This window comes from Hymenobacter piscis, assembly GCF_018760735.1.
In the GTDB taxonomy this organism is placed as follows: Bacteria; Bacteroidota; Bacteroidia; order Cytophagales; family Hymenobacteraceae; genus Hymenobacter; species Hymenobacter piscis.
This window is the reverse complement of sequence record NZ_JAHHZN010000001.1, coordinates 273842-299136: the sequence shown is the minus strand read 5'-3', so window position 1 is coordinate 299136 and position 25295 is coordinate 273842. Positions and strand designations below refer to the sequence as shown.

The following is a 25295-nucleotide window of genomic DNA, read 5'->3' as shown; positions in this document are numbered from 1 at the left end:
GTCGAGGTTGTACTGCCGGCGTCACTGAAGAGGTCGTTTCTCCGAGAGCATACTCCTGCGGGAGTCAAGGAGTCACGATGGGTGAGCTTCGTTTACTATGTTGTGAGCAGAGTATTAAGTGCGACTCGTGATCAGCGATTCAAGCGCGCGAAACCAGCCGTAAGTAAGTCTAGAAAGTGGGTATCGCTTCCCATCAGTGTCTTACACGAGGTGGGACAGAACCAGTATGGTTTGATGCGGGATACGCTCCTGAAGCTCAATATACTGGAGTGGGACGGCACCTATATCGTGGACAAATCCACGTACGGCTACCGGTTAGGAGAGCTTTACCGCAATCAACCACTCAAGGTCCGTACTATTAAAGATGACTTCGTAAAAAGCGTCATTGTCAAAAACCGACTGCAGGAGGCGGAGAAACAGAAGGTACGTATTCGTCGCATTGCGCATGTAGCCCAATGGTGGTTGCATCATGAGCATATCGAACTCGACAAAGAGGAGGCGAAAGACTACCTCGACCTGTACAGGGCCATTATGCAGCGGCGTTTGCCGAAGCGTCTGGATAGAAAAGTCAAGAGTGAGAAGGTGAAAGCCGAGCTTCGTGACAGTTTTGAAGCCAAGTACTGGTACGCCATGCACCAAGTGGAGCGATGGGGAAAACGTCCGAATCTGACTGTCGATGGAGCTGGAGGTCGATTTTACAACCCACTTGTATCACTGCTCAGCCCTCTTCGGAACTTTGTGACCTACAAGGGGCAATCCCTGATCAGTTTTGATCTTAAGAACAGTCAACCTCTTCACCTCCTGCTCCTACTCAAGAAGGACTTCTGGTCGGAGACGTCGAGAATCAGTTGGTCTCTGAAGAAACTAGATCCAGTGCTCTGGGATCATGTGACCAAGCAAGAAACTGATACAGGTACAAGTGACAAGTCGTCGTCATCAACATCTCCCTCCATAGAGTTTAAAAAACGACGTCAAAAGTCTCGTTACCAAGGGGTTGAAAATACCCACTTTGCACAACTCGTTTTGAGAGGTAAACTTTACGAGTTTAACTCGGAGAAATTTAGGGGTAAGTTCTTCGACAAGAATGGGAAAGACCGTTTCGAAACGCGTGAGCTTGCGAAGAAGGAGATGTTGACGCTCATGTATTTCGACAACAGCAACCCAAAGTCGGCTTCCCAAGAACCCTTCCAATACTTCAAGCAGTTGTTTCCGGATGTTGCTGAGGTGATTGAACTGCTGAAAAGTAGAGCTCATCGAGACTTTCCCGTGTTACTACAGAAGATCGAAGCTAAAATCATGTTGGAAGACGTGTGCCGCGAGATTTACGACCAGTATCCGACGGCTTGGTTCACCACCGTGCACGACTCGATAGTGACTACTGAGGAATATGCATCGGAAGTAGAAGCCATTATCCTGTCTACATACCGAAGGATTCTGGGGGGTGAACCTCAGCTAGAGCGTGCGCCACTAAATCCTATCAAAGCGTTCAGCAAACTGTCTCGCTACGTAGACTCGAAAATAAACGAGAAACTAGGGGCAGAGGCAGAAGAAGAGGGTGGTGGATCTCGGCTTACAATCGACGAGATCAAGCGTAGGTTACTGCTTAAACAAGCAATGTCGGCAACGCCAGATGAGACTCACTACCCCGACTTGGGTATCGTCGGAGTTGATATGTCCGATATGGTGAATTTGAAGCATAAACCTAACCCGTTTGCTCCACTGCCACGCAAGTTGAAGAAGTGAGGGACTCAGAAAAGGGAATCTCGAAATGGCGTGTGCGCGAGTATGATCAGTTTCTCTCATGGACTATTAAAGGGAGTGTGACACTCAGCAGCAAATCCACTCGCCGATGATCTATAGATAGCTAACTCCGTCGAAGAAGGAGGGTGTGTATATGAAATTGTTGGTTGTACGAGGCGTACACGCTTCGTGTAAAGCCATGTAATGCATCTCGTACATGAGATTCTCAGACCTAGACTATCTGGTAATTATACGTGGAATACACAGTCTAAGACCTGCTTTCTACCTCAATTCTGCTCGACATGATGAGGCATCGGAATTGCGGTAAGCCAATGCCTCACCTCCTGATAAGCGTTCACTATGCGCGGTGATAACTCAGTCGACGGGCAATACCACACATTCGCCAGCGGTAGGTAACCATTTCCACACTGGCTGTATACCGTGCAGCAATTTGCTCGATAGAGTAACCTCTACGGGCATACCACATAAGACCAGCGTCTGGTACCTGTAACACACTCCCAAGCCAACTTGCCTCCTCTTCATACTGAGCATCATGGTCACGCAGACCAATATCTGATGTTAACTGTAGGTCGTCGCCAGGGTGTTGGCAAAGAACATGCGCCATCTCGTGCATGATATCGCTTTCCTGTCGCTCTGGAGAATGTTGGTCGTTATACAGAATCATAGTATGACCTCTCACAACGGCTACTAATGCCGAGAAATTGAGAGCAGGGTCACTTACACGAAGCAGGCGCTCGCGAACTAGATCAGTATCGGCGAACTCGTCAGACAGGTGAGGTAAAAGACTCAGTAGTGAAGCATTGCCTGTGACGCTTACCCCATACAAACCAGCCAAGTGTCGAGCTGGACATGCTTGTGTAGCGTTTAGTCCTAAACGGCGGCGGATAACCAGCGACTGCTGCTCAGCACGGGTCTTGAACCCCGGAGGGAGTAGTGTGCGCTTCATTCGGTAATAAGTTGCGTCGGGCCGCAGCATATGCCACTTCAATCATGGTAATTAACGCCTCGCGCGTTTGAGAATTCAATAATTTGTCAGCCCGCAAGTGTACAACAATATCTTCTTTACTCAGTGAAGACTCGCGTACGTCTGCGGCTGCGCTGGGTGTGGTAGCAAAATGCGCAGGACTCACACCAAGCCAGTGACATAGAGTCATGTATGTGTCAATGTCCGGTAAACTCCCGCGCTCAATGCGAGAGAGTGTAGACGAGCTGACATTGTCTAATTGCGCGGCGGCTGCCCGCACCGTCAACTTGTGCGCTTCGCGCCGACGTTGTATGGCATCGGCAAGGGCGGTGATGTTGATTTGGTGTGACATTGTGAGGGCAAAGAAAGAGAAACTAAACTGTAAAATCCAGTCATAATGACATGGATACGTCTGTCAAAGGTAGTGAGTTTTGTGTCATGTGTAAGACAATGTTGTGTGTTGCACATGAAACAGTGTCATTAAAGGGACAGTGGCACGTTCATTGTGAGCGTGTAGATACCGTTACGAGTTGGCCAACCTGCACGGTTTTTCTTCACATCACCCTCTTTCCTACATCATGAAGGGATTTAACTACTACCAAGACCGCAGCAACGAATGGCGTTGGCGGCTACTCGACGGCAACAACAAAATCGTAGCTGATTCAGCCGAAGGTTATCGAGACAAAGCAGACTGTTCCAAAGGTGCATCTCTATTCCAAACACTGGGACCGACTGCTCCGGAACGTAAAGCTGAAAAAAATGACACTAAGGGACAAGGTCCTGAGTGGGAATACTACGAAGACAACGACCAACAGTGGCGTTGGCGCTTTCAGGCTGGTAATAACAAGGTGATTGCTGACAGCGCCGAGGGTTATGTGAGCGAGTACAACGTCAAACGTGCAATCGCCAATGTCAAAGACCTGCTGCAGGAACTTAGTAAGGCCGGCGGGGGCAGCGGTGGTGGATATACACCTCCGGCTGTTGGTGGTAGCTCTGGTCCTGGCCGTTTCGCCTAATCTAGGTCTCTCTGATGGCGAATGAATTAGACCATATCGCCCTCGTCCAGGGCCGCACGTTGGTAGACGCTCTACCTGGCGTAACGGTCCTGGGCGAGTGGCGTAGGCTGGCCAGTACTGATACTTGGTTACTGCGCATTGGCTTGGAATTACGTAACGCGACGCCCACGCCGGATGTGCCCACTCATACTGAATGGGAGTTAGTCGTGAATTTTGCTGCTGATCCGTGGGGAAGGACGCAACTGTATCCGGTGGATGGAGAGAAGGGGATAACTGCCACGTTTCCTCATCAGATGTTCAATGGAGGATTGCATCCGTTTTTACCCTGCCGTAATGGTCACCTCTGCACGGCGTCGAGCTTTCAGTTACTGTCCACTAACCGGAACGCATTGCCGGAGGAACCCGACACAACCCTGCCACGCTTGTTATGGCACGTGGAACGAGCCCAGCAGTGGCTTACACTAGCGGCACAAGATGCACTAGTGCAGTGTGGTGATCCATACGAGTTGCCGGATTTTACTGTAGGTGTTGCGGACTCTGAAGCTGTTCTAGTTTATCACGAGGATGAATCCTCATTGTCCATGTGGCAATCGCAGTCCCAGAATAGTGGCATCGCCAAGCTCACTCGGTGGAAAAATGGTATGCACCTGCTGCGTTCCTTCCTCGATACGCAAGGTCGCCAACTATTGTATGCTCCTAGTTGGGGTACTGAAATCGATCAACAGGTTGCGGGCATGACAGCTTTTTGGTTACGTCTGCCGGAATTGCCTGTGATTCATAAGTGGCAGGTACCCACTACAGTTGACGAGTTGAGGGAAGCTTTTACCAAGCAAGGCATTGTGCTCGATGACCTATTGATGCCACTGTGGAAGCATGTACCCGAATCGGGGGAAACACTGCTTCTAATTGGTGCTCCTATACCTTCTCATGTTGGAGGTCCTATTCAACGTTATCACTGGCAAGCGTTACACTTGCTACCTGCGTTGGGAAAAGGAGGAAGGCTAAAGCCAAAGCTTCGTGCCGTATTGGCTCAGCGGCATTTACAAGTTTCTCACCCTCTGCGTTGGCTGTCTCGAGCAGAAAACTGGCATCCGAATGAGTTGCAAAGTAGAGGACGATTAGCGACTTCATTGCGAGATGCACGCGTTCTTTTACTAGGCGCAGGCGCAGTTGGGGGAGCACTGGCAGAGCAACTTGTGCGCATGGGGCTGCAGCATTTGACCATCGTAGACGGAGACATCTTAGAGGCCGGTAATCTGGTCCGTCACAATCTGAGCATGGTAGAGTTGTTACAACCTAAGGCGCAGGCTTTGGCCAAGGGACTCAACCAGAGCACTCCGTCTGCCCGAGTAACAGGTTTGGTAGTGAAGGCACCTGCAAATGAAGATGATGCGTTTGCCCGAGCCGTAAAGGAGGCAACACTGATTATCGATGCTACTGCTGATGATACACTGTTGAAGTCAATGCCGCTGACTGGCACCAGTAGCACGGCCATTTTCGCTAGTTGCTCAGTGAGTTTGCATGCAGAGCACCTGTTTTTCTACGCTGACCGTGCGGATCAATTTGAATGGCAGCAGTTTTCCACTTGGTTCATGCCCTACCGGCAGGAGCAAGACCAGCAAGCTCGACAGCTGGATCTGCCGCGTGGCGTGGGGTGCTGGCATCCACTCACTCCAGCGCGTCTTAATCGGGTTGTCGGCTTAGTCGGCATAGCTGTGGAGTTACTAGAGCAAATGTGTGGGGCACACTATACTTTCCCAGTTGCACAGCGAGTCGCATGGCCTGGACTTCCGGTAATGCAAAGCTTTACGACAGGTCACGTTCCTGAGGAATCATTGTGCGAAGCCTCACTAACTGCATTTGCCACAATGGATCCATCAATATGATCCTGTGTTCTTCTACAGGAAAACTTTGTCTGCAGCTGCGCCCAGGAGCTGTAGCGGCGATTCATGCTGAGATACAGCAAAAACATCCTGTTGAAACGGGTGGAGTATTGTTGGGGTATTACGACAGTAGATATCATGTAGCCACAGTTGTGGTGGCAACAACCCCACCTACGGACTCTCAGCATGGACGTACCCACTTTGTTAGAGGGATGCACGGTTTGTCGGAAATATTGATCGATGCTCGCAAGCAGACGCCCCCAATTTTCTACTTAGGTGAGTGGCACACACACCCAGGTGCTAGTCCCACAGCCAGTTCGATTGATGTGCGTCAGATGGCAATGTTCGCTCGGCAACACACATTCGGATCTCGATCACCTCTACTGCTTATCGTCGGGGGCTCTCCACCTGACCAACTTCAGTGGAGAGCTACTCTACACCGTCGGTGGAAGTGGCCAGTGTCACTTGAGTCGTTGTGAATTCGCACTCCAAGGAGTAAGCATGTTTAAGAACCAGCGTAAACTGGTGGCGTAAAAACAGCGGGTTGTTTTACCTATGTTTTACCTGAAAACAAAAACACCCTGTAAGCGGCTGGCCTACAGGGTGTTTCGGAGTTGCTGTGTGGTCGTGTAAGGAGTCGAACCTTAAACCTTCTGATTCGTAGTCAGATGCTCTATCCAATTGAGCTACACAACCGTTTTTTACCGCTGACCGGAAGCGTTTTTCCGTTTTGGTTGTGCAAAGATAGCAGGGAAAAACCGGGGCGTGCAAGCCAAGGGCTAAAAAAACGGCCCGTAAAGGCCGGATCTGGCCGCAAGGTGCTGAAATACAGCCCGAATTTTTTTAATCTTTTTGCGCGTCCTGCTGCAGGACGCGCCGCATGGCCCGGGTAAAGAGGAAGTAAAGCCCGAACAGCGACACGGCCATCAGCACCACCACCAGCACCTTGCCGGTCGTGCCGGTGTCGGGGTCCTGGATGAGCCGGAGCACGTCCTGGGCCTTGGTGCCGAGCCAGTAGAAAAACAGGGTGCGCGGCAGCATGCCCACCACCGAAGCCGTCAGAAACTGCCGCTGCGGCACGCCTACCACCGTCAGGATAAAGGTGATGAGGGCGAAGGGCAGCACCGGCGAGAGGCGGGTGAGCAGCACCAGCCGCCAACTGTCGAGGCGCAGCTCGCTCATCACGGCGTGGGCCTTCGGAAAGCGCTCCAGCAGCCGGATGAGCTTGCCCTTGTCCAGGGACCGGGCCAAGAGGTAACCCCCGTAGGCGGCCAGCATGTAGGTCAGCAGCATGCCCGGGAAGCCCCGCCAGCCGAAGAAAAAGGCCGTTACCAGCACCACCACGGTCGTGTGAGTAAGTGAAAAAGTCATGGTGATGGCCACGACCACGAAGTAAAGCAGCATCTGGCCCAGGCTGGGATTGGTCAGCCAGGCCTGGTGCTCGTGCAGAGTCCAGGTCAGCACACTGTCGCCGACCAGGGGCAGCAGCGTGAGCACGAGCAGGGAAACGAGGGTGGAAGTATTCTGCTGGAACAGCTCTTTCAGAAACGACATAGCGGGCAGGCAAACGGGCCAAACGGATGGGGCCGGGCCGAAGGTAAGAACGTAAGTACGGCCCGAACGGCTGGCCGGCCGCCGGCTTTGGCCAAAAACCACTCGGCCAAAGCCTCGTACCTTTGGCTTGTAACTGATCTGCCACTCGCTTTCCTTGCCTCCCGTATGAAATTCGGAACCAAAGCCATCCACGCCGGCGTGCACCCCGACCCCGCCACCGGGGCCATCATGACGCCCATCTACCAGACGTCGACCTACGTGCAGACCTCGCCCGGTCAGAACAAGGGTTTCGAATATTCGCGCACCCACAACCCCACCCGCAGCCAGCTCCAGGACGCGCTGGCCGCCCTTGATAACGGCCGGCACGGCCTGGCCTTCGCCTCCGGGATGGCCGCCATCGACTGCATCGTGAAGCTGCTCCAGCCCGGCGACGAAGTCATCTGCACCAACGACCTGTACGGCGGCTCCTACCGCCTCTTCACGAAGGTGTACGCTCCCTACGGCATCAACTTTCACTTCGTGCCCATGCACGACATGACGGCTGTGGAGGCCGCCGTGACCGAGCGCACCAAGCTGATTTGGGTAGAGACGCCCACCAACCCGCTGCTGAACGTGATTGACATTGCCGCCGCCTCGGCCGTAGCCAAGAAAGCCGGCGCTTGGCTGGTGGTCGATAACACCTTCGCCACGCCCTACCTGCAAACGCCCCTTGAACTGGGCGCCGACATGGTGATGTACTCGCTCACCAAATACATGGGCGGCCACTCCGATACCGTAATGGGTGCCGTGGTGGTAAACGATGATGAACTGCACGAGCGTCTGGCCTTCTACCAGAACTCCTGCGGCGGCACGCCCGGTCCCCAGGATTGCTTCCTGGTGCTGCGCGGCCTCAAAACCCTGCACGTGCGCATGCAGCGCCACTGCGAAAACGGCCGCAAAGTAGCCGAGTACCTCGAAAGCCACCCCAAAGTGGAGAAGGTGTACTGGCCCGGGCTGCCCCACCATCCCAACCACGCCATTGCGGCCGAGCAGATGAACGATTTCGGCGGCATGCTGTCCTTCGTGCTCAAGGGGGATAAGCAGGAAGATGCCATTGCGGTGCTCGAAAAGTTCGAGCTCTTCACCCTGGCCGAAAGCTTGGGCGGCGTGGAAAGCCTCTCGGGCCACCCCGCCACCATGACCCACGCCAGCATCCCGGCCGAGCAGCGCCGCAAGTCCGGCCTTTCCGACTCGCTGATCCGCCTGAGCGTGGGCATCGAGGACATCGAGGACCTCATTGCCGATTTAAAGCAGGCCATCGGGTAATGCGGCTGACTGGGATAAGCTTCCTGCTGGCACTGCTCCTGACTGTCTGTACGGCCGCGGCCCAACAGCCGGAAGCTGCCCCGGCGCCTTTTGCGCGAGCCAACGTGGTGCTGGTGCAGACGACGGCTCCGTCGGATTCGGTGCTGCAAATTCTGCGGCACTATCTGACGGAGCGGGGCTTTCTGCTCGATAGCGTCGATGCCGGGCGAGGCCTGCTGACCACCACCGTGGCCGTACCTGCGCGCACGATGGCCCAGCAAATAAAAATTAGAGTTTGCCGGCTGTCAGCCGTGTGGCGTCTCACCGCGCTCTACACTATAGAAGGCCCCTTGAACAGTGCTACCGGCTTTCCGGCTCAATACGCAGGGCTAGAAGGGGCTCCGAATAAAACAGCGTTCCGGCTGCTGGAAGATGTTGCTCGGGCCGTACCGCGTGGCTCGCTCCGCTATAGCCGGTCCAAAGTCCGGTTCGGCGCGCTGACCAAACTGGAAGATGCCCTAAAGATGCCTTGGTAAAAAGCAGGTTTTCAGCGTAAAAAGCCGTTCGCTCAATCAAGAGCGGACGGCTTTTTTTACGGCTATTGCGGAAAAAACCCGTTAGCCCCGGGCTTCTCCGTGGCCAAGGCTTCTTTTACCTAATGAGACATATGCAAGGAGTAGTCTGGTAATCTTCAGTTGGCTGGCTACCAAGACGCTGATAGGTTTCTCAATACTGCCTGCGTGTGTCTCAATAGTTGGAAGCATTGGACCGGTCTCTTATTTCCCGTCCGCGGCCGAGTTGGTGTCCAGGATTTTGAACAGCTCGTTGAGCTTGGGCGTGAGGATGATTTCGGTGCGGCGGTTAAGGGCCTTGTTTTCGGGGGAGGAGTTGGGGGCCACGGGCACGTACTGGGAGCGGCCCGAGGCCGTAACGCGCTCCGGAGCCACGCCGCCGCTGGTGAGCAGGCGGGCAATTTCAGTGGCGCGCAGCACGCTCAGGTCCCAGTTGTCCTGCATGGCGCCGGCGGGCCGGCTGAAGGGTACGTTGTCGGTGTGGCCTTCCACCACCACGTTTACCTCGGGCTGCTGCTGGAGCACGGTGGCCAGCTGTTTAAGCGCATCCTGGCCCTTGGGGTCCACGCGGGTGGAGCCGGATTTGAACAGCAGCTGCTCCGAGAGCGAGACGTACACCTTGCCGTTGCGCATCTCCACTTGCAGATCGGTGCCCTTGAAGCCGCGCAGGGCGTTGCTTACGCTGGCCTTGAGCGCGTCCACGGCCCGGTCCTTTTCGGCCAGGGCCTTCTGCAACTCGCCCAGCTTGGCCTCCCGGGCCGTCAGGTCCTGGTTGAGGCGGTCAATATCGGCCCGGCTCTTTTTGAGGCTGGTGTCCAGCTCGCCCAGCTCGGCTTCGCGGCGGGCCAGGTCGCGGGCTACTTTGTTATAGTCGGTGGTTTTGTCGGCCATGGCCCGATCCGAGTTTTTCAGGAGCCGGTCGTAGCTGTCGGTGAGCTGGGTGTAGAGCTGCTGGGTGCGGGCCAGGTTGCGGCCGGTTTCAATGGAATCGTCGGTGAGGCGGCGGTTCTGCAGGCGCAGCTGGGCCAGCTCGTCGGAGGTCTTTTTAAGCTCCGTGGTGGCCTGGCGGTTCAGGCGCTCGGCCTCGTTCTTGGCCTGCTCGGTGGCCGACTGCCGGGCCCGCAGGTCGTCGTATTTCTTGGACGCCACGCAGCCGGGCAGGGCCGGGGCCGCCAGCAGCGCCAGCAGAGCGAGGGTGGAGGGAAAGTGTTTCACAGTAGGGAAGGATAATGCCGAAAAGCGCGGCCCGGAAACGGCCCGGGCCGGCAAGGTAAGACCCGCCGGCCGGATGTGCTACTGCCGGCCCGGGCATCAACAAATGCGGCGGCAACCACGGATTAGTTTCACACTTTTGTATTCCGCCTTAACTTGCACCTTGCAAACGGCCCCGCCGGCCCGGGTTGCGCCCCTTCCTTCCTCCGATTTTCACCGTCCACTATATGTCGTCCTGGTTTAAGCGCAAAGAAAAAGGCATCGTCACCCCGACGGAGCAGAAGAAGGAAACCCCCGATGGCCTCTGGTACAAGTGCCCCGAGTGCAAAACCGTGGCCACCATGGTGGAGCACAAGCGCCTGCTCTCCACCTGCGCCAACTGCTGCTACCACGACCGCATCAACGCGGCCGACTACTTCGATTTCCTCTTCGATAACCACCACTACGAGGAGCTCGACGCGGACATGCACTCCGCCGACCCCCTGCATTTCGTGGACACCAAAGCCTACCCGCAGCGCGTGGCCGCCACCGAGAAAAGCACCGGCCTGCGCGATGCCGTGCGCACCGCCCACGGCCAGCTCAACGGCCTGGGGCTGGTGGTAGCGGCCATGGATTTCAAGTTCATCGGGGGCTCGATGGGCTCGGTAGTGGGGGAGAAGATTGCCCGCGCCATCGATTACGCCCGCCAGCACCGCCTGCCCTTCCTCATGATTTCCCGCTCCGGCGGGGCCCGCATGATGGAAGCCGGCTTCTCGCTGATGCAGATGGCCAAGACCTCGGCCAAGCTGGCCCTGCTCTCCGAGGCCGGTCTGCCCTACATTTCCCTGCTCACCGACCCCACCACGGGTGGCGTAACGGCCTCCTTCGCCATGCTCGGCGACTTCAACATTGCCGAGCCGGGCGCCCTCATCGGGTTTGCCGGGCCCCGCGTTATCAAGGAAACCATCGGCAAAGACCTGCCCAAGGGCTTCCAGAGCGCCGAGTTTGTGCTCGAGCACGGCTTCCTCGATTTCATTGTGGACCGCAAGGAACTCAAGCAGCGCTTATTTGACTTGCTGACCATGCTGCAGCCCGTGCCGGACAAGGTATCTGTGGCTGAGCCGGTTGCTGCCCGGTAAGCCGGGGAGAGTGAGGCAGTGCCTCGGCAATGGCCTTTTTTCGGCACCCTTTTTGAAAAGAAGCCCGTCGGACGCGTTTTCAACGCGTCTGGTGGGCTTTTTGCTGGCCTCCGGCGAAACTGCTGCATAATTGGGCCGGCCGGTATAGGTAGCCGGCTATATTTGCGGAACATTTTTCAAACAAATTCAGTAAGTACCCTCAACCAAATCGTTGCTCTTTCCCTCAACCTTCTTTTGAATCGTATGACCTCCCGCACTTCCCTCCTCTCTCTCCTGATGGCCTTCGTGCTGTTCATGAGCTCCTGCGCTACTTCCCAGCCGCGCAACCCCAATATTCCCGAAGCCGATACCAATGGCACGGGCCCCCGTAAAACGGGCATGAGCAAAACGGCCAAGGGCGGCGTTATCGGTGCCGGCGGTGGCGCTGTAGTAGGTGGCGTACTGGGCCGCGTAATCGGGGGTAAAAACGGCACGGCTGCCGGGGCCATTATCGGGGCCGCAGTAGGCGGTACCGGTGGCGCCCTGATTGGCCGCAAAATGGACAAGCAGGCCGAAGAACTGCAGCGCGACATGCAGAACGCCAAAGTGGAACGCGTGGGTGAAGGCATTAAAATCACCTTCGACTCCGGCATCCTGTTCGATACCAACAAGAGCGACCTGCGGGCTGCTTCCATGTCGGAAATCCAGAAAATGGCCGAGGTGCTGAAGAAGTACCCCGATACCAACGTGCTGGTAGAAGGCCACACCGATGCTTCCGGCTCGGATGCCATCAACAACCCGCTTTCGGAGCGCCGGGCCCAGGCCGTGGCCAACTACACCATCTCGCAGGGGGTTGATGCCGCCCGCGTAACCACCAAAGGCCTCGGCTCGTCGGACCCCATTGCCGACAACACCACCGAAGCTGGCAAGCAGGCCAACCGCCGTGTAGAAATTGCCATCTTCGCCAACGAGAAAATGAAGAAGGCCGCCGAAAACGGCACGCTGTAATACAGCCTTGCTTCTACCAAGAAAAGCTCCCTCCGCTGAGGGAGCTTTTTTTATGTTCTTTTGCCGTGTGTAGTGCGCAGGAAAAGTTGAGGCGGATGAAGCTGAAAAAGAACTTTTCTTAGCTCAGGCGCCGGTTCGGGGCGACGGAATGTGGCTTGTAATCATCATGTTGGCCTCATGATAACTCCCTGGTAACTCGTCTCAAATGTTGGTGAATTGTATAATAACAGGTCTTTTTCGTCCAAGTCGGGGTTTCTGGCAAGGAGGTTGCAAATTGTCGTTCCAACTCCGGGTTGTTGAGGACGAATTGTAGTCAGCCCTGCTACCAAAGCATACTTTCCTGCCATCTTTTTCTTCTGCTCCATGACAAATTCTCGTTCCTTCTTCGTTTTGCTGCTGGCTGTGCTGCTGTTGGGCGGCACCTTTGCCGAGGCGCAAACCACCACTACTACCAGGAAACCCTGGAGCAAAACGGCCAAGGGGGCTGTACTCGGCGGCCTGGGTGGCGCGGCCGGCGGTGCCGTACTGGGCCGCGTAGTCGGCGGCAAATCGGGCACCGCCAAAGGGGCCATCATCGGGGCCGCCGTGGGTGGTGCCGGGGGTGCCCTCATTGGCCGCCGCATGGACAAGCAGGCGGCCGAGCTCCGGCGTGAAATGGCCGGTGCTACCGTGGAGCGCGTGGGCGAAGGCATCAAAATCACCTTCGATTCGGGCCTGCTGTTTGCCAAAAATTCCTCGGCCCTGACGGCCGCCGCCCGCAACAACATTCAGGAGCTGGCCAAAACCCTCATCAAGTACGGCGATACCAACGTGATTGTGGAAGGCCACACCGATACCAGCGGCTCGGATGCCATCAACAACCCCCTCTCGCAGCGCCGGGCCCAAGCGGTGGCCAACTACACCCAGCAGCAGGGCGTAGACGCCTCGCGCTTCACGGTAACCGGCTACGGCTCGAAGCAGCCCATTGCGGATAACTCCACCGAGGCTGGCCGCGTGGCCAACCGCCGGGTGGAAGTGGCCATCTTCGCCAACGAAAAGCTCAAGAAGGCCGCCGAGAAAGGCACCATCTAGGTCTGAAACCCGCTTTGCGGGCGCAAACGGGGGCTCCTGGGCGGGAACCCCCGTTTTTTTGTGGCTCCGTCGGCGCAACCTGGCTCCGGGGACGGCGGTACAACCGGCTATGCCCATCTCCTACGACGCCCCGGCCGCCGCGAAAACGCAGCGCAACTACGAGCTTCTGCAGCAATTCTACCCGCCTCTTACTCTGGAAAAGCCCCGTCGCTCGCCCATGCGGGAGCTGATTTCCACCGTGCTGTCGCACCGCACCACCCACGCCGACGAGGAGCTCGCCTACGACCGGATGCTGGCAGCATTCGGCGACTGGGCCGGGGTACTGGCCGCGCCTACCGCCGCGCTGGCCCACGCCATCCGCACCACCCGCTGGCCCGATACCCAGGCCCCGCGCATTCAGGAAATTCTGCGCCGAATCCGGGCCGAGCGCGGGGCGTTTGAGCTGGATTTTCTGCACGACTGGCCCACGGAAAAGGGTATGGCCTGGCTAAACGACATGCCGGGTATCGGGCTGAAAACGGCGTCGCTGGTGCTGCTGTTCAACTTCCATAAGCCCGTTCTGCCCGTGGATACGCACGTGCACCGCATTGCGCAGCGCGTGGGCCTGATTGGTCCCAAGGCCTCCGCCGATAAGGCGCATCAGGTGCTGCTGGAACAGCTGCCCAAGGATGCCCTGACGCTGCTCAACTTCCACAAGCACAACTACTGGCACGGCCAGAAAATCTGCCTTTTTGCCAAGCCTGACTGTGCCCGGTGCCCGCTCAAAGGCTTCTGCAACTATTACCGGGAGCATTTCGGCCCGGCCACGCCGGAGGCCCTGGCCGCCACGCCCACGCACTGGGAAGCCGCCTGGGGTGCCCTGCCTCATTAACTCGGGCTGCTGGCGCTTGGCTATTAGCTGTTAGCTTTGGAGTAGAATTGTGTCGGCTGGGAGCAGCCGCTTATTTCGGTTGAAAGGCTATTAGCTAACAGCCAACAGCTAACGGCTACGAAAATGCGCCTTGTTCATCACCCGGTTCTGTGCAATTACTACGTCACCTACCGGTGTAACGCGAAATGCTCGTTCTGCGACATCTGGGAGAAACCCTCGCCCTACATTACGCTGGCCGATGTGGAGCAAAACCTGCGCGACCTGAAGCGGCTGGGCGTGTCGGTGGTGGACTTTACGGGCGGCGAGCCACTGCTGCACCGCCAGATTCATGAGTTTGTGGGTCTGGCCCACGACATGGGCTTTATCACCACGCTCACCACCAACTGCCTGCTGTACCCGAAGTACGCCGAACGGCTGCGCGGCAAGGTGGACATGCTGCACTTCTCGCTTGATTCCTCGGAGAAGGAAGTCCACGACAAGGGCCGGGGCGTGGCCTGCTTCGATTTCGTGCTGGAAAGCATTCGGGTGGCGCGGGAGCTGGGCGAGCGGCCCGACGTGCTGTTCACGGTATTCCGCGAAAACCTGGCCGATCTGGAGCGCGTGTACCAGCAAATCACCCGGCCCAACAAGCTGGTGCTCATCCTCAATCCGGCCTTTGAGTACAACGGCGTGGATGCCGGCGAACAGCTCACGCCCGCCGAGCTGGATTACCTCTCGGACTTTGGTAAGCGGCCCGGCGTGTACCTGAACGAAGCGTTTATTCAACTCCGCCGCGACGGAGGCAACCACGTGGCCGCGCCCGTGTGCCGGGCGGCCAGCACTACGCTGGTTATTTCGCCCAGCAACGAGCTGGTGCTGCCCTGTTACCACCTGGGCGAGCAGAAATTCCCCATCGACGGCCAGCTCTTCAACCTCTACAACTCCGCCGAAGTCAGGCGCCTGGCCGCCCTGGAGGGCCGCTTGCCCCAGTGCGAGGGCTGCACCATCAACTGCTACATGCAGCCCAGCTTCGCCGTGGAAACCAGCAAGTACTTCTGGCAGGCGTTGCCCAGCACCCTCAAATATAACTGGGAAAAAGGCACCTGGAAGCGGATGCTCACAAGATGACGTGGGGAGGTGCGGAAAGGGGAAATTTGAGGTTCTCCTTACCTTGCCTGCCTAACCGGTGCGCCCGGCCCGCCTGAACCCAAAACTCGTCACTTCACCATCTCATTGCTTCGCCGCATGCCGCTCATTCTGCCCGTTCAGGGCAAACACCCCCAGATTCCGGCCGACTGCTACCTGGCCGAGAATGCCACCATCGTCGGTGACGTGACGCTTGGTGCCCAGTGCACCGTGTGGTTTAATGCCGTCATCCGGGGCGACGTGAATGCCATCCGCATCGGCGACAAAACCAACGTGCAGGACGGGGCCGTGATTCACTGCACCTATCAGAAGGCGGCTACTACCATCGGGGCGCGGGTGAGCATCGGCCACAAAGCCATTGTGCACGGCTGCACCGTGGAAGACGATGTGCTCATCGGCATGGGCGCCATCGTGATGGACCACGCTGTGGTGGGGGCCGGCTGTATCGTGGCCGCCGGTGCCGTGGTACTCGAAAACACGCAGTGCGAGCCCGGCTACCTCTACGCCGGCGTGCCCGCCCGCCGCATTAAGCCCGTAACCGAGGAGCAGCGCGCCAACCTGCGCCGTACCGCTGACAACTATGTACTGTACGCCAGCTGGTTTCAGCAGTAGGCACGTAATTGTCTGTTCGGTAAGCGGAAAGGCACAAGCCAAGGGAATAGTAATAAAGAAAGGCTCCGACCGTGCAAACGGGCGGAGCCTTTCTGTTTTTCGCAAGCGGAATTTACTGGTTCCGGCCTGAAGTTATTTAGCGGGGGTTGCCGTCGGTTGGGGTTTGTAAATGGCACCAGTAGCGAAGTCGATAACCGTACCAATGGCGCCGGTCAGCAGCAAGTCGGCCACCAGGGCACCCACCCGCACCTCGCGTTGGGGCTCACCAGCCGCAGGCTTGGTTTTCTGGTATGTCGTAATCGGGCCACCGAAAACGGTTGCACAGCTGGAAAGAGTTGCACTGGCCAGCGCAACGAGGGCGAGGTGACGAAGTTTTTGCATGAGTAACTGAAATAAGAGAATACTGAGGCAAAGTAAAAGAAATAAAAGGAGATTAATAGCTGATGAAAACGACTTTTGTGCGGGAAAGCGTATCGTGCCAAGTGCTGTTCCGGCTGAACAAGAGGCTCAAAGGCTCTAGGGGAATAAAGCGGCAGAGCGTGCGCAACAGGATGGCGCCCAGCGTAGGACGTTCGTCGTGCTGGTTGACCACGAGGGTATGGGTAAGTACTTTTCCCAGGCTGCGCTGAAAATAAAACTCAGTCAACACGTAGTATCCGAATAGCAAGCTCATGGAGGTGAGCCGGAGTTGTAGCTGCGTTGCGTTGGCGCCGAGTGTTAGCCGTGTGAGCATCGCCAGCAAGGCCAGCACAAGTACGTTATCAATCAACCAATTGATGAGGCGACGCCATTTGGACGCTTCCATAGAGAAAAGAAGTCGGAATCAGGTAGGAAGAAGGAAGTGCGCTGGCGCTTAAGCCGGCAGCTCGCCGATTTCGGCGTCCTGCTCCTCACCGTCGGTAAGGCGGATCTGGACCAGCTCCACGGCGCGGCGGGAGCGTTTGAGCACCCGGAACTCGTAGTTGTCGAGCACGGCCACGTCGCCGACTTCCGGAATGTTGCCGTAGAGCACGTTGAGCAGGCCGCCCACGGTTTCGTAATCGTCGCCCTCGGGCAGGGGGTGGGGCAGGTGCTCGTTGGCGTCGGGGATGGGCGTGGCAGTATTGACGCGGTATTCGGTTTCCGATACCTTTTCCACCACCGGCACCTCGTTATCGTACTCGTCCTGGATTTCACCCACCAGCTCTTCCATGATGTCCTCGATGGTCACGATGCCCGACACGCCGCCGAACTCATCCGACACGATGGCCATGTGCATGTGCTTGCGCTGAAACTGGCGCAGCAGGCGGTTAATCTTCTTGGTTTCGGGCACGAAGTAAGCCGGCCGCATGATTTTGGCCAATTCCAGCGGTTCGTGCCGCCGGATAATCTGGAGCAGATCCTTCACGTAGAGCACGCCCACAATGTTGTCGATGTTGACCTCGTAGACCGGAATGCGCGAATAGCCCTCGTTGTAGACCATTTCCAGAATCACTTCCTCGGGCGTGTTCACTTCCAGGGCCACCAGCTTGGTGCGGGGCACCATGATCTGCTTCACCATCCGGTCGTTGAACTCGAACACGTTCTCCAGCAGCTCGTGCTCCGATTCCTGGATTTCGCCGCTTTGTTTGCTCTGATCGAGGAGCATGCGCAGTTCCTCACTGGTGTGTACTTCGGCTCCGTGCAGGGAAACCACCCCAAACAGGCGCAACACCACATTCGACATGCGGTCCAGCACCCAGATAAAGGGGAAGGTAATAAAGGCAAAAGCCCGCAGGGGCAGGGCAATGGCCAGGCTCATGGTTTCGGGTTTCTGGATGGCCAGCACCTTGGGCGCCTGCTCCCCCAGCACGATGTGCAGGATGGTAATAAGGGAGAAGGAGGTAGCCAGCGCAATCTGGTGCACGGCCGTAGGGGAAACTTCCAGGCCCAGCCGGTGAATTACGGCCAGCACCACCTCGGCCACTACACTTTCGCCGATCCAGCCCAGGGCCAGCGAAGCCAGCGTGATGCCGAGCTGACAGGCGGAGAGGTAGTGGTTCATGTCGTGGAGCATGCCCTGCAACAACTGCGCAATGCGGTTGCCACTCTGAGCTTTCAGCTCAATCTGCGACAGACGGACCTTGACGAAGGCAAACTCGGCGGCCACGAAGAATCCGTTGGCGGCTACCAGCAGAATAGTCAGTAATATTTTTAAGCCCATAGGTACGGAAGCCAGGCTCAACCGGCGCGGCCTTCCTTTATAGAGCAAAAGTACGACATTCGGCGCAAGGGGTTGGAATTAAAGCAGGGCCTGCCGCCCCCAAAGCCGGCCCCGGCCTGCCGGGGGAGGGGCCGGCCGCCAGCCCTAAACCAGTTTCGCCGTGCGGCTGTTGCGGTTTCTGCCGACCTTTGCGTCGTTGTCTGGGTTTTCGTTGTTTTTCACTTCCTACATGATTCGTCGTCTTTTTCTTGTGCCGGTGTTGCTGGCCCTGCTGATTTCCCTGGCTGGCACGGCCCAGGTGCTCACGCCCACCAAGCTGAGTGCCTCCCTCAGCCAGCCCTCCGCCCGCGTGGGCGAGGAGCTGGACCTGATTGTAACGGCGCGCATCGATGACAAGTGGCACCTCTACGCTACCAACTTCGACCCCGACCTCGGACCCACCGTGTTCACTTTCACCTTCGTGAAAAGCCCCGCCTATCAACTGGTGGGCGCGCCCAAGTCGATAGGAGCCCAGAAACATTACGACGACGTGTTCAAGGGTGACGTGACCTACTTCGAGAAAACCGGTCAGATTCGGCAACGCATCCGCGTGCTGCAGCCCGGCGCCCTTACCATTCAGGCCGAAGCAGAATTCCAGAGCTGCACCGATGTGGATGGTCGCTGCATTCCCGGTGAGGAAACCCTGCGCTTCGGTCCCCTGGAGGTAACAGGCCCGGCCCCGGCCCCGGCTGCAACTCCTGCCGCCCCGGCCACCGGGAGCACCACCACGCCCACCACGGCGGCCCCCGTTGCCGTTGGCCCCACTGCCGGCCCCACGGGGGCGCGCGATACCGTCGCGGCCCCGGCAGCCCTGCCCAGCGCGGCGCCCGCAGCCGGGGCTTCGGAGGGTGCGGCCGGTTCCGCGGCCGTAGTATCCGCTGCCGCTACTGCCCCCGCCGCTGCCGCCACGGCCGATTCGGGGCTGCTGTCCCTGGCTATTGTGGCGTTTTTGTCGGGGCTGAGCGGGCTGCTCACGCCCTGCGTCTTCCCGCTCATCCCCATGACGGTTTCTATTTTCACCAAAGGCTCGGCCAACCGCCGCCAGGGCATCCTGAAGGCCTTGTTCTACGGTTTCAGCATCATCTTTATCTACGTGGTGCTGGGCCTGCTGACCACCGTGCTGCTGGGGGCCGACGGCCTGAATCTGATCAGCACGCACTGGCTGCCCAACCTGATTTTCTTCGCCGTTTTCGTGGTGTTCGGCCTGTCCTTCCTGGGGTTGTTCGAAATCACGCTGCCTAACGGCATGGTCAATAAGATTGACGCGCAGGCCGACAAGGGCGGCTGGGCCGGGGTGTTTTTCATGGCTCTCACGCTAGTGGTGGTGTCGTTCAGCTGCACCGGCCCCATCGTGGGCACCATTCTGGCCATGGCCGCCCACGGGGGTGGCATCCAGCCGGTAGTGGGCATGTTCGGCTTCTCGCTGGCGTTTGCCCTGCCGTTTATGCTGTTTGCCCTGTTTCCGGCCTGGCTGAAAAGCTTGCCCAGCTCCGGCGGCTGGCTGAACACGGTGAAGGTGACGCTGGGCTTCGTGGAGCTGATGCTGGCCCTCAAGTTTCTGAGCATGGCCGACCTGGCCTACCACTGGAACCTGCTCCCGCGCGATATTTACCTAGTGCTCTGGATTGCCCTCTCGGGCCTGCTGGGTCTTTACCTGCTGGGTCGTTTCCGGCTCTCCCACGATTCGGAGCTGACCCACCTGAGCGTGGGTCGGCTGCTGATGGCCGTGCTCTCCTTCAGCTTCATGACCTACCTGGTGCCGGGCCTGTTTGGGGCGCCGCTGCCGCTGCTGGCCGGCTACCTGCCTCCCCAGAGCCGCGCCGACTTCTCGGTGGCCACCGCCACTGCCCCGGCCGTGGCTACGGCTACCGAGCCCAACGCCGCCTGCGAGACGCCCCGCTACGGCGACTTTCTGGAACTGCCCCACGGCCTGCCGGGCTTCTTTGACCTGGAGCAGGCCCAGCGCTGTGCCCGGGCCCAGAACAAGCCGCTGTTCATCGATTTTACCGGCCACGCCTGCGTGAACTGCCGCAAGATGGAAGCCAGCGTCTGGAGCGACCCGCAGGTGCTGCGCCGCCTCCGGGATGAGTTTGTGGTGGTGGCCCTCTACGTGGACGATAAAACCGACCTGCCCGCCAACGAGGTGTACGTATCTAAGTCCGACGGCAAGGAAAAAGCCACGCTGGGCAAGAAAAACGCTGACCTGCAGCTGACCGGCTTCAACGTGAACGCCCAGCCCTACTACGTGCTGCTCGACCCCAACGCCCCCGCCGACCTGGCCCACGTGCTGGCGCCGCCCCTGGGCTACGAGCCCAACGCGGCCGAGTTCGTCCGTTTCCTTGACGCCGGACTGGCCCGCTATCGCCAGCAGGTAGCTGCCCGCTAGCTCGCGGGGGGCCAACACCGGCTTCGCGGCTGTGCACTCAAAACGCCGGCCCTGGCTTCAAATCCGGGGCCGGCGTTTTATCTTTCTGGTCAGACCCACTCTTGCTCCACTCTCATCCTTTCTCCCGACCCCGTATGATCCAACCGCTCCGCCTGCTGCTGTGCGCGCTTTTGCTGGCTGGGCCCGCTCTCAGCCAGGCCCAATCAACTACCTCCTCGTCCGCTGCTGCCGCCTCGGCCGCTACTGCGCCCGATCCGTCGCGCATCACCCTCGTGATTCATGGCGGGGCCGGTACCATCACCCGGGCTCTGATGACGCCCGAAAAGGAAAAAGCCTACCAGGACGCGCTCAACCAGGCCCTGGATGCGGGCTACGCCGTGCTCAAGGGTGGGGGTACCTCCGTTGACGCGGTGGAGGCCGCCATCCGGGTGATGGAGGATTCGCCCCTGTTCAACGCGGGCAAGGGCGCCGTATTCACCCACGACGGCCGCAACGAGATGGATGCAGCCATCATGGATGGCCGCACGCTGGCGGCCGGCTCGGTGGCGGGCGTCACGGTGGTGCGCAACCCCGTTCGGGCGGCCCGGGCCGTGATGGAGCAGTCGGAGCACGTGCTGCTGACGGGGGCTGGCGCCGAGCAGTTCGCCCGCGAAAAGCAGCTCGACATAGTGTCCCCGAGCTATTTTTATACCGAAGCCCGCCACCAGCAGCTGGAAGCTGCCCTGGCCGGGGAGCGTAAGGCCGGCACGCCCGATCAGCTGAACGCCCCCTCCGCTACCCCCGGCAAGAGCAAAGGGAAGCGCAAGGGCGGTAAGGCCCAGGGCGGTAAGGCCCAGGGCGGTAAGGCGCAGGGCGCCGTGCTGCCCGAGGAGCAGATCTTTACCGAAGGCAAAAAATACGGCACCGTGGGGGCCGTGGCCCTCGACCAGTTCGGCAACCTGGCCGCCGCCACCAGCACCGGCGGCATGACCAACAAGCGCTACGGCCGCGTCGGCGACGCGCCTATCATCGGGGCTGGCACCTACGCCGATAACCAGTCGTGTGCCGTTTCGTGCACGGGTTGGGGCGAGTACTTCCTGCGGGCCACGGTGGCCCGCGATGTGGCCGCCCGCGTGGAATTCGCCAGCCAGCCCCTGCCCCAGGCCGCCCAGGCCACCATCGATAAGGTAGCCAAGCTGGGGGGCGACGGGGGCCTTATTGCGGTGGACCGCCAGGGCAATATCGCCATGCCCTTTAACTCGGAAGGTATGTACCGCGCTTACATTCGGGCTACCGGGGAGCGGAAAGTACAGATCTATAAGGCCGATTAAGCGCCGGCCAGTGCAGCCATGGCGGCACCACCGGCCAGGTGGCCAAGCGGCCATAAAAATAGCCCGACAAAATAAAGGCTCCGCGCAACCGCGCGGAGCCTTTATTTTGTCGGGCTGTCTGGTTTTTCCCGGGGGAAAACACGAACTTTGCGCCCGGATTGTGAAACCGGTGCCAGAGTTGCAAAAAAGCCGGTGAATGAGGGAGTTAATGGCAAAAAAATAGCGAAAAAAGAAAAGGCGGCACCCACCCAGATGCCGCCTCTCAATTCAGAACGTACCCACCCAGATACGTTCCGTTTTCCTCCTCACTTGTCCCACCCAAAGTCGTTTGTGCTGTAGAAGAAGGATTCGAACCTCCACGGAGTAGTTAGCCGGCCGCCGGACCAGTTTTTCCCGAATCTCCACCCCCGAGAGAGGAGGGCATGTCTGCCAGTTTCATCATTCTACAGTATCAAAAACAATCCCCTGCCGTTTGCGTTGGATTATGACAAATGTAGCAGGTTGATTGTTCTTATAAAATAAATTCAGACATTTGCACTGAAATTTACATACTTTTTAAAAAACGAACTGCTTCGTTAAAATATAGATAATCAACACCCCTCAAAATGGCTCGCAATTACGAACTTGACGACACCGACCGGAAGATTCTGGCCCTGTTGATTGAAGACGCCAAGATGCCTTACACCGAAATTGCCCGGAAGGTGCATGTTTCGGGTGGTACGGTGCATGTGCGCATGGCTCGCCTCGAGGAACTGGGTATCGTGCTGGGGGCTACGCTCAAGATTGATTACCAGAAACTGGGCTATGGCGTCCGGGCTTTTCTGGGAATTTATCTGCAGAAAAGCTCCGTGTATGAAGGGGTGGTGAAGCAGCTCTACGAGATTCCGGAAGTAGTCAGCATCGACTTCACGACTGGTACCTACGGGATCTTCGCCCGCCTCATTTGTCGAGACACCAATCATCTGCGCGAGGTGCTGCACGAGCAGATCCAGCTCATCGAGGGCATTGAGCGCACCGAAACCCTGATTTCGCTGGAGGAGGCGTTTAATCGCCCTATTCAGTTACAGGAAGTGCAGGAGCAGCCCAGCTAGGTTTTTCTTGGTGCCAACGCGCCCGTTGTGCCGCTTCCTTTCGTGAAAGGGAGCGGCCGTGGCCATTTAAGGCAGTATGAGCTTTCCCGCCAACTGTTGAGTGCTGAAAGAGTAGAAAAAATAGGCTCACAAATAGCTTAAGTAGCACTTTAGAATGGAACTTAGGGTCGGGCTTGGGCATTGAGCATCTGCTGGTTATATTTCGTTGAGGCCAGGGTCAGTGCTTTAATCAGGTTGCTTATGAGAATTCGGTACGTTGTTCTCGCACTCTTGCTGTTGATGGCCGGGGCTGGTTACGGCCAGAGTCTACCAGCCGTCTACCTCAACGACCAGGACCAGGCCACTGTACCCGACAGTGCCACGCACTACCGCCTGATTGACCGCAAAAATGAGCTGCTGGGTACGTACGCCATGCGGGAGTATGCGCTGTCGGGCACGCTGCTGCTGAAAGGCACTCTCTCTTCCATTGATCCGCCCGTCCGCAACGGCCTGCTCACCTGGTATCATCCTGATGGCAGCAAAGCCGCCCAGGTCCACTACCGTAACGATGAGGCCGACGGCCTCTACCTGGGTTGGTACGAAGATGGCCGGGTACACCAGCGGGGTGAGTATTCAAACGGGCAGCGCGTAGGCCGCTGGATTTCGGTGCACCGCAACGGGCAGAAACGCTCCGAGGGCCGCTACAACGCCGGCCGACCAGTGGGTGAGTGGCACTATTACTTTGATACCGGGGAGCTGAGCGCCATTGAAATGCCCGACCGCCAGGGCAAGCCCCTAGCTCTGGCTTTCTTCAACAAGGATGGCTCGCCCTACATGGGCCGGGTGCGGACCCGGGAACTGCCCCGTTTCCCCGGCGGCGACGCCGCTTTGCTGAATTTTGTGGCCCGTAACACAAATTATCCGCGTAACGTGCGCCGCAAGGGCATTACGGGAAGCGTAAATGTGAGCTACACCGTGGGGGAAGACGGGCGCGTGAGTCAGGTGCGGGTGGTGCAGGGCCTGGCCCCGGAGGCCGATCAGGAGGCCCGCCGCGTGGTGGCCAGTCTGCCGGCCTTCGAGCCCGGCCGCGAGTACAACCTGCCCACGGCCATGACGTTCACTATCCCCATTTACTTCGCTCCCAATTTTTCGCTGGCTTCCGGCCTCAAGCCCCCGCAGGTGCCGCCCTCCGAGGCCCGCGCCGCCGCCCCCGAGCCCAACGACTGATGACCGATAGTGCACTACCGAAAAGCGCCCCGTTTCTGCCTGAGCAGAAACGGGGCGCTTTTCGGTAGTGCAAAAAGCAACCGGAGTTTAGGCGGTTACCTGGGCATCGAGCTTCTGGGCCAGTACATGCTTGGGTACGGCACCCACTTGCTTGTCTACAATCTGGCCATTCTTGAACACCAGCAGCGTCGGGATGCTGCGGATACCAAACTTGGCCGAGGTCTGCGGATTGGCATCCACGTCCACTTTGCCAATGATGACTTTGCCTTCGTATTCGCCGGCCAGTTCCTCCACTACCGGACCTACCATGCGGCAGGGCCCGCACCACTCGGCCCAGAAGTCCACGAGTACAGGTTTATCGGAGTTGATGATCTGGTCGAAGTTAGCATCGGTGATTTCGATGGCTTTATGTCCCATAACAGTCGGGTTTGGTTGAAAGGTGATGTGCTCCTATACGGGTAAGCGGGCCGCAAGGTAGCAGATTGCGATTCAACAAGCAGCCGCCGGGAAAGTTCACTCGGTCAGACTAGCCATTCCACCGCCCAATATGCCCGGGACCCCGGCGACCATGCCCCGGGCGGGGTGCGGCTACCGGGGCCGGAATTCACCACAAAGAATAGCGCCTACTTATCGGGGCTCAGGAGTGGTAGGCCTTGGCGTACTGCTGAGCGCGGTTGCGTAGCTTATAGAACACATAGAGGTTAAAGAAGTGCATGCCGCCCAGAATCAGGATAATGGTGCCCACCTTCACGCTGAGCATTTCCACGCTTTCCTGGTAGCTGCTGATGGGGGCAGTGCTGCGGAGCGTGAGCATGGCGTACCCGATATTGATAAGGTAAAAGCCCGTGAGCAGGAGCTTATTCACCGAATCGGCCAGGGCCTCGTTGCCGTGAAAAATATCGACCAGAAAGGTGCGGCCATTGGTAAAAAGCGTCCGCGCCACCCAGATCGTGAGCACAACTGTAGCGGGCAGATACACTCCGTAAACCAGAAGGTGAAAGTTCATAACGTTGGGGGTTAAAAGATGAAGAAGTGAAGGGTGATGAAGTGA

The 25295-nt window shown here is 58.0% G+C and carries 25 protein-coding genes and 1 tRNA gene; 16 read left to right on the top strand and 10 right to left on the bottom strand.

Annotated elements, in window-relative coordinates; translation table 11 throughout:
• The first annotated feature begins 234 nt into the window (after window positions 1-234).
• Window positions 235-1743: a hypothetical protein gene (locus KLP40_RS01290; RefSeq protein WP_215591707.1), complete on the top strand. Its 1509-nt coding sequence runs from the start codon at window positions 235-237 to the stop codon at window positions 1741-1743.
• 355 nt (window positions 1744-2098) lie between these two features.
• Here the strand turns inward: KLP40_RS01290 and KLP40_RS21620 are convergent, their stop codons facing one another.
• Together KLP40_RS21620 and KLP40_RS01280 are read right to left on the bottom strand one after the other, a co-directional pair.
• Complete coding sequence (locus KLP40_RS21620) at window positions 2099-2425, bottom strand: ImmA/IrrE family metallo-endopeptidase (RefSeq protein ID WP_394369960.1); 327 nt, start codon at window positions 2423-2425, stop codon at window positions 2099-2101.
• A 238-nt stretch (window positions 2426-2663) separates the two neighbouring features.
• Window positions 2664-3077, bottom strand: a complete 414-nt coding sequence (locus tag KLP40_RS01280; protein ID WP_215591705.1) for a helix-turn-helix domain-containing protein — start codon at window positions 3075-3077, stop codon at window positions 2664-2666.
• Window positions 3078-3303: 226 nt separating this feature from the next.
• Here KLP40_RS01280 and KLP40_RS01275 point away from each other — a divergent pair, with 226 nt between their 5' ends.
• From KLP40_RS01275 to KLP40_RS21615, 3 genes are all read left to right on the top strand, one after another.
• Window positions 3304-3741 (top strand): YegP family protein, encoded by a 438-nt coding sequence (locus KLP40_RS01275; RefSeq protein ID WP_215591704.1) that lies wholly within the window; start codon window positions 3304-3306, stop codon window positions 3739-3741.
• A 143-nt stretch (window positions 3742-3884) separates the two neighbouring features.
• Entirely contained in the window at window positions 3885-5627 is a 1743-nt protein-coding gene (locus KLP40_RS01270; protein WP_215591703.1) for a ThiF family adenylyltransferase, read from the top strand.
• Window positions 5624-6103: a Mov34/MPN/PAD-1 family protein gene (locus KLP40_RS21615; protein WP_215591701.1), complete on the top strand. Its 480-nt coding sequence runs from the start codon at window positions 5624-5626 to the stop codon at window positions 6101-6103. The genes KLP40_RS01270 and KLP40_RS21615 overlap by 4 nt, the downstream gene beginning before the upstream one ends.
• A gap of 143 nt (window positions 6104-6246) precedes the next feature.
• Here the strand turns inward: KLP40_RS21615 and KLP40_RS01260 are convergent.
• Together KLP40_RS01260 and KLP40_RS01255 are read right to left on the bottom strand one after the other, a co-directional pair.
• A tRNA-Arg gene (locus KLP40_RS01260) sits at window positions 6247-6320 on the bottom strand.
• Window positions 6321-6467: 147 nt separating this feature from the next.
• On the bottom strand, window positions 6468-7178 hold the full coding sequence (locus tag KLP40_RS01255; protein ID WP_215591699.1) for a TVP38/TMEM64 family protein: 711 nt from the start codon (window positions 7176-7178) through the stop codon (window positions 6468-6470).
• 165 nt (window positions 7179-7343) lie between these two features.
• On the opposite strand from KLP40_RS01255, the gene KLP40_RS01250 reads away from it, so the two are divergent.
• The gene (locus tag KLP40_RS01250; protein ID WP_215591697.1) at window positions 7344-8483 is read left to right on the top strand and encodes a cystathionine gamma-synthase; all 1140 of its coding nucleotides are present in this window, start codon (window positions 7344-7346) and stop codon (window positions 8481-8483) included.
• On the top strand, window positions 8483-8998 hold the full coding sequence (locus KLP40_RS01245; RefSeq protein WP_215591696.1) for a hypothetical protein: 516 nt from the start codon (window positions 8483-8485) through the stop codon (window positions 8996-8998). The genes KLP40_RS01250 and KLP40_RS01245 overlap by 1 nt, the downstream gene beginning before the upstream one ends.
• A 240-nt stretch (window positions 8999-9238) precedes the next feature.
• Here KLP40_RS01245 and KLP40_RS01240 read toward each other — a convergent pair whose 3' ends face one another.
• Entirely contained in the window at window positions 9239-10249 is a 1011-nt protein-coding gene (locus tag KLP40_RS01240) for an OmpA/MotB family protein (protein WP_317196728.1), read from the bottom strand.
• Window positions 10250-10473: 224 nt separating this feature from the next.
• Between KLP40_RS01240 and accD the strand changes: the two genes are divergently transcribed.
• The 6 genes from accD to KLP40_RS01210 all read left to right on the top strand — a co-directional run bounded on the left by accD (window position 10474) and on the right by KLP40_RS01210 (window position 16030).
• Entirely contained in the window at window positions 10474-11364 is an 891-nt protein-coding gene (accD, locus tag KLP40_RS01235) for an acetyl-CoA carboxylase, carboxyltransferase subunit beta (RefSeq protein ID WP_215591695.1), read from the top strand.
• A gap of 243 nt (window positions 11365-11607) precedes the next feature.
• On the top strand, window positions 11608-12351 hold the full coding sequence (locus KLP40_RS01230) for an OmpA family protein (RefSeq protein ID WP_246558571.1): 744 nt from the start codon (window positions 11608-11610) through the stop codon (window positions 12349-12351).
• A gap of 363 nt (window positions 12352-12714) precedes the next feature.
• Entirely contained in the window at window positions 12715-13422 is a 708-nt protein-coding gene (locus KLP40_RS01225) for an OmpA family protein (RefSeq protein ID WP_215591694.1), read from the top strand.
• Between the two features lie 109 nt (window positions 13423-13531).
• On the top strand, window positions 13532-14293 hold the full coding sequence (locus tag KLP40_RS01220; RefSeq protein ID WP_215591693.1) for an endonuclease III domain-containing protein: 762 nt from the start codon (window positions 13532-13534) through the stop codon (window positions 14291-14293).
• 123 nt (window positions 14294-14416) lie between these two features.
• Complete coding sequence (locus KLP40_RS01215; protein ID WP_215591692.1) at window positions 14417-15400, top strand: radical SAM protein; 984 nt, start codon at window positions 14417-14419, stop codon at window positions 15398-15400.
• Window positions 15401-15517: 117 nt separating this feature from the next.
• Window positions 15518-16030, top strand: a complete 513-nt coding sequence (locus tag KLP40_RS01210; protein WP_215591691.1) for a gamma carbonic anhydrase family protein — start codon at window positions 15518-15520, stop codon at window positions 16028-16030.
• Between the two features lie 132 nt (window positions 16031-16162).
• On the opposite strand, the gene KLP40_RS01205 is transcribed toward KLP40_RS01210, so the two are convergent.
• Genes KLP40_RS01205 through KLP40_RS01195 form a run of 3 tightly spaced genes read right to left on the bottom strand, consistent with a single transcriptional unit; the run spans window position 16163 to window position 18212 of the window.
• Window positions 16163-16411 carry a hypothetical protein gene (locus KLP40_RS01205; RefSeq protein WP_215591690.1) on the bottom strand — a complete coding sequence of 83 codons (249 nt, stop codon included), beginning with the start codon at window positions 16409-16411 and terminating at the stop codon, window positions 16163-16165.
• A 52-nt stretch (window positions 16412-16463) separates the two neighbouring features.
• Window positions 16464-16835, bottom strand: a complete 372-nt coding sequence (locus KLP40_RS01200) for an RDD family protein (RefSeq protein WP_215591689.1) — start codon at window positions 16833-16835, stop codon at window positions 16464-16466.
• A gap of 48 nt (window positions 16836-16883) precedes the next feature.
• Window positions 16884-18212, bottom strand: coding sequence for a hemolysin family protein (locus tag KLP40_RS01195; RefSeq protein WP_215591688.1), 1329 nt, complete (start codon window positions 18210-18212; stop codon window positions 16884-16886).
• 229 nt (window positions 18213-18441) lie between these two features.
• Between KLP40_RS01195 and KLP40_RS01190 the strand changes: the two genes are divergently transcribed.
• The 4 genes from KLP40_RS01190 to KLP40_RS01175 all read left to right on the top strand — a co-directional run bounded on the left by KLP40_RS01190 (window position 18442) and on the right by KLP40_RS01175 (window position 24244).
• Window positions 18442-20637, top strand: coding sequence for a protein-disulfide reductase DsbD family protein (locus tag KLP40_RS01190; protein ID WP_215591687.1), 2196 nt, complete (start codon window positions 18442-18444; stop codon window positions 20635-20637).
• A gap of 134 nt (window positions 20638-20771) precedes the next feature.
• Window positions 20772-21947 carry an isoaspartyl peptidase/L-asparaginase family protein gene (locus tag KLP40_RS01185; protein ID WP_215591685.1) on the top strand — a complete coding sequence of 392 codons (1176 nt, stop codon included), beginning with the start codon at window positions 20772-20774 and terminating at the stop codon, window positions 21945-21947.
• A gap of 605 nt (window positions 21948-22552) precedes the next feature.
• Entirely contained in the window at window positions 22553-23038 is a 486-nt protein-coding gene (locus KLP40_RS01180; RefSeq protein WP_215591684.1) for an AsnC family transcriptional regulator, read from the top strand.
• A gap of 240 nt (window positions 23039-23278) precedes the next feature.
• Entirely contained in the window at window positions 23279-24244 is a 966-nt protein-coding gene (locus KLP40_RS01175) for an energy transducer TonB (protein ID WP_215591683.1), read from the top strand.
• An 87-nt stretch (window positions 24245-24331) separates the two neighbouring features.
• Here KLP40_RS01175 and trxA read toward each other — a convergent pair whose 3' ends face one another.
• On the bottom strand, window positions 24332-24661 hold the full coding sequence (gene trxA / locus KLP40_RS01170; RefSeq protein ID WP_215591682.1) for a thioredoxin: 330 nt from the start codon (window positions 24659-24661) through the stop codon (window positions 24332-24334).
• A gap of 220 nt (window positions 24662-24881) precedes the next feature.
• Window positions 24882-25250: a hypothetical protein gene (locus KLP40_RS01165; protein WP_215591681.1), complete on the bottom strand. Its 369-nt coding sequence runs from the start codon at window positions 25248-25250 to the stop codon at window positions 24882-24884.
• Window positions 25251-25295: the final 45 nt, after the last annotated feature.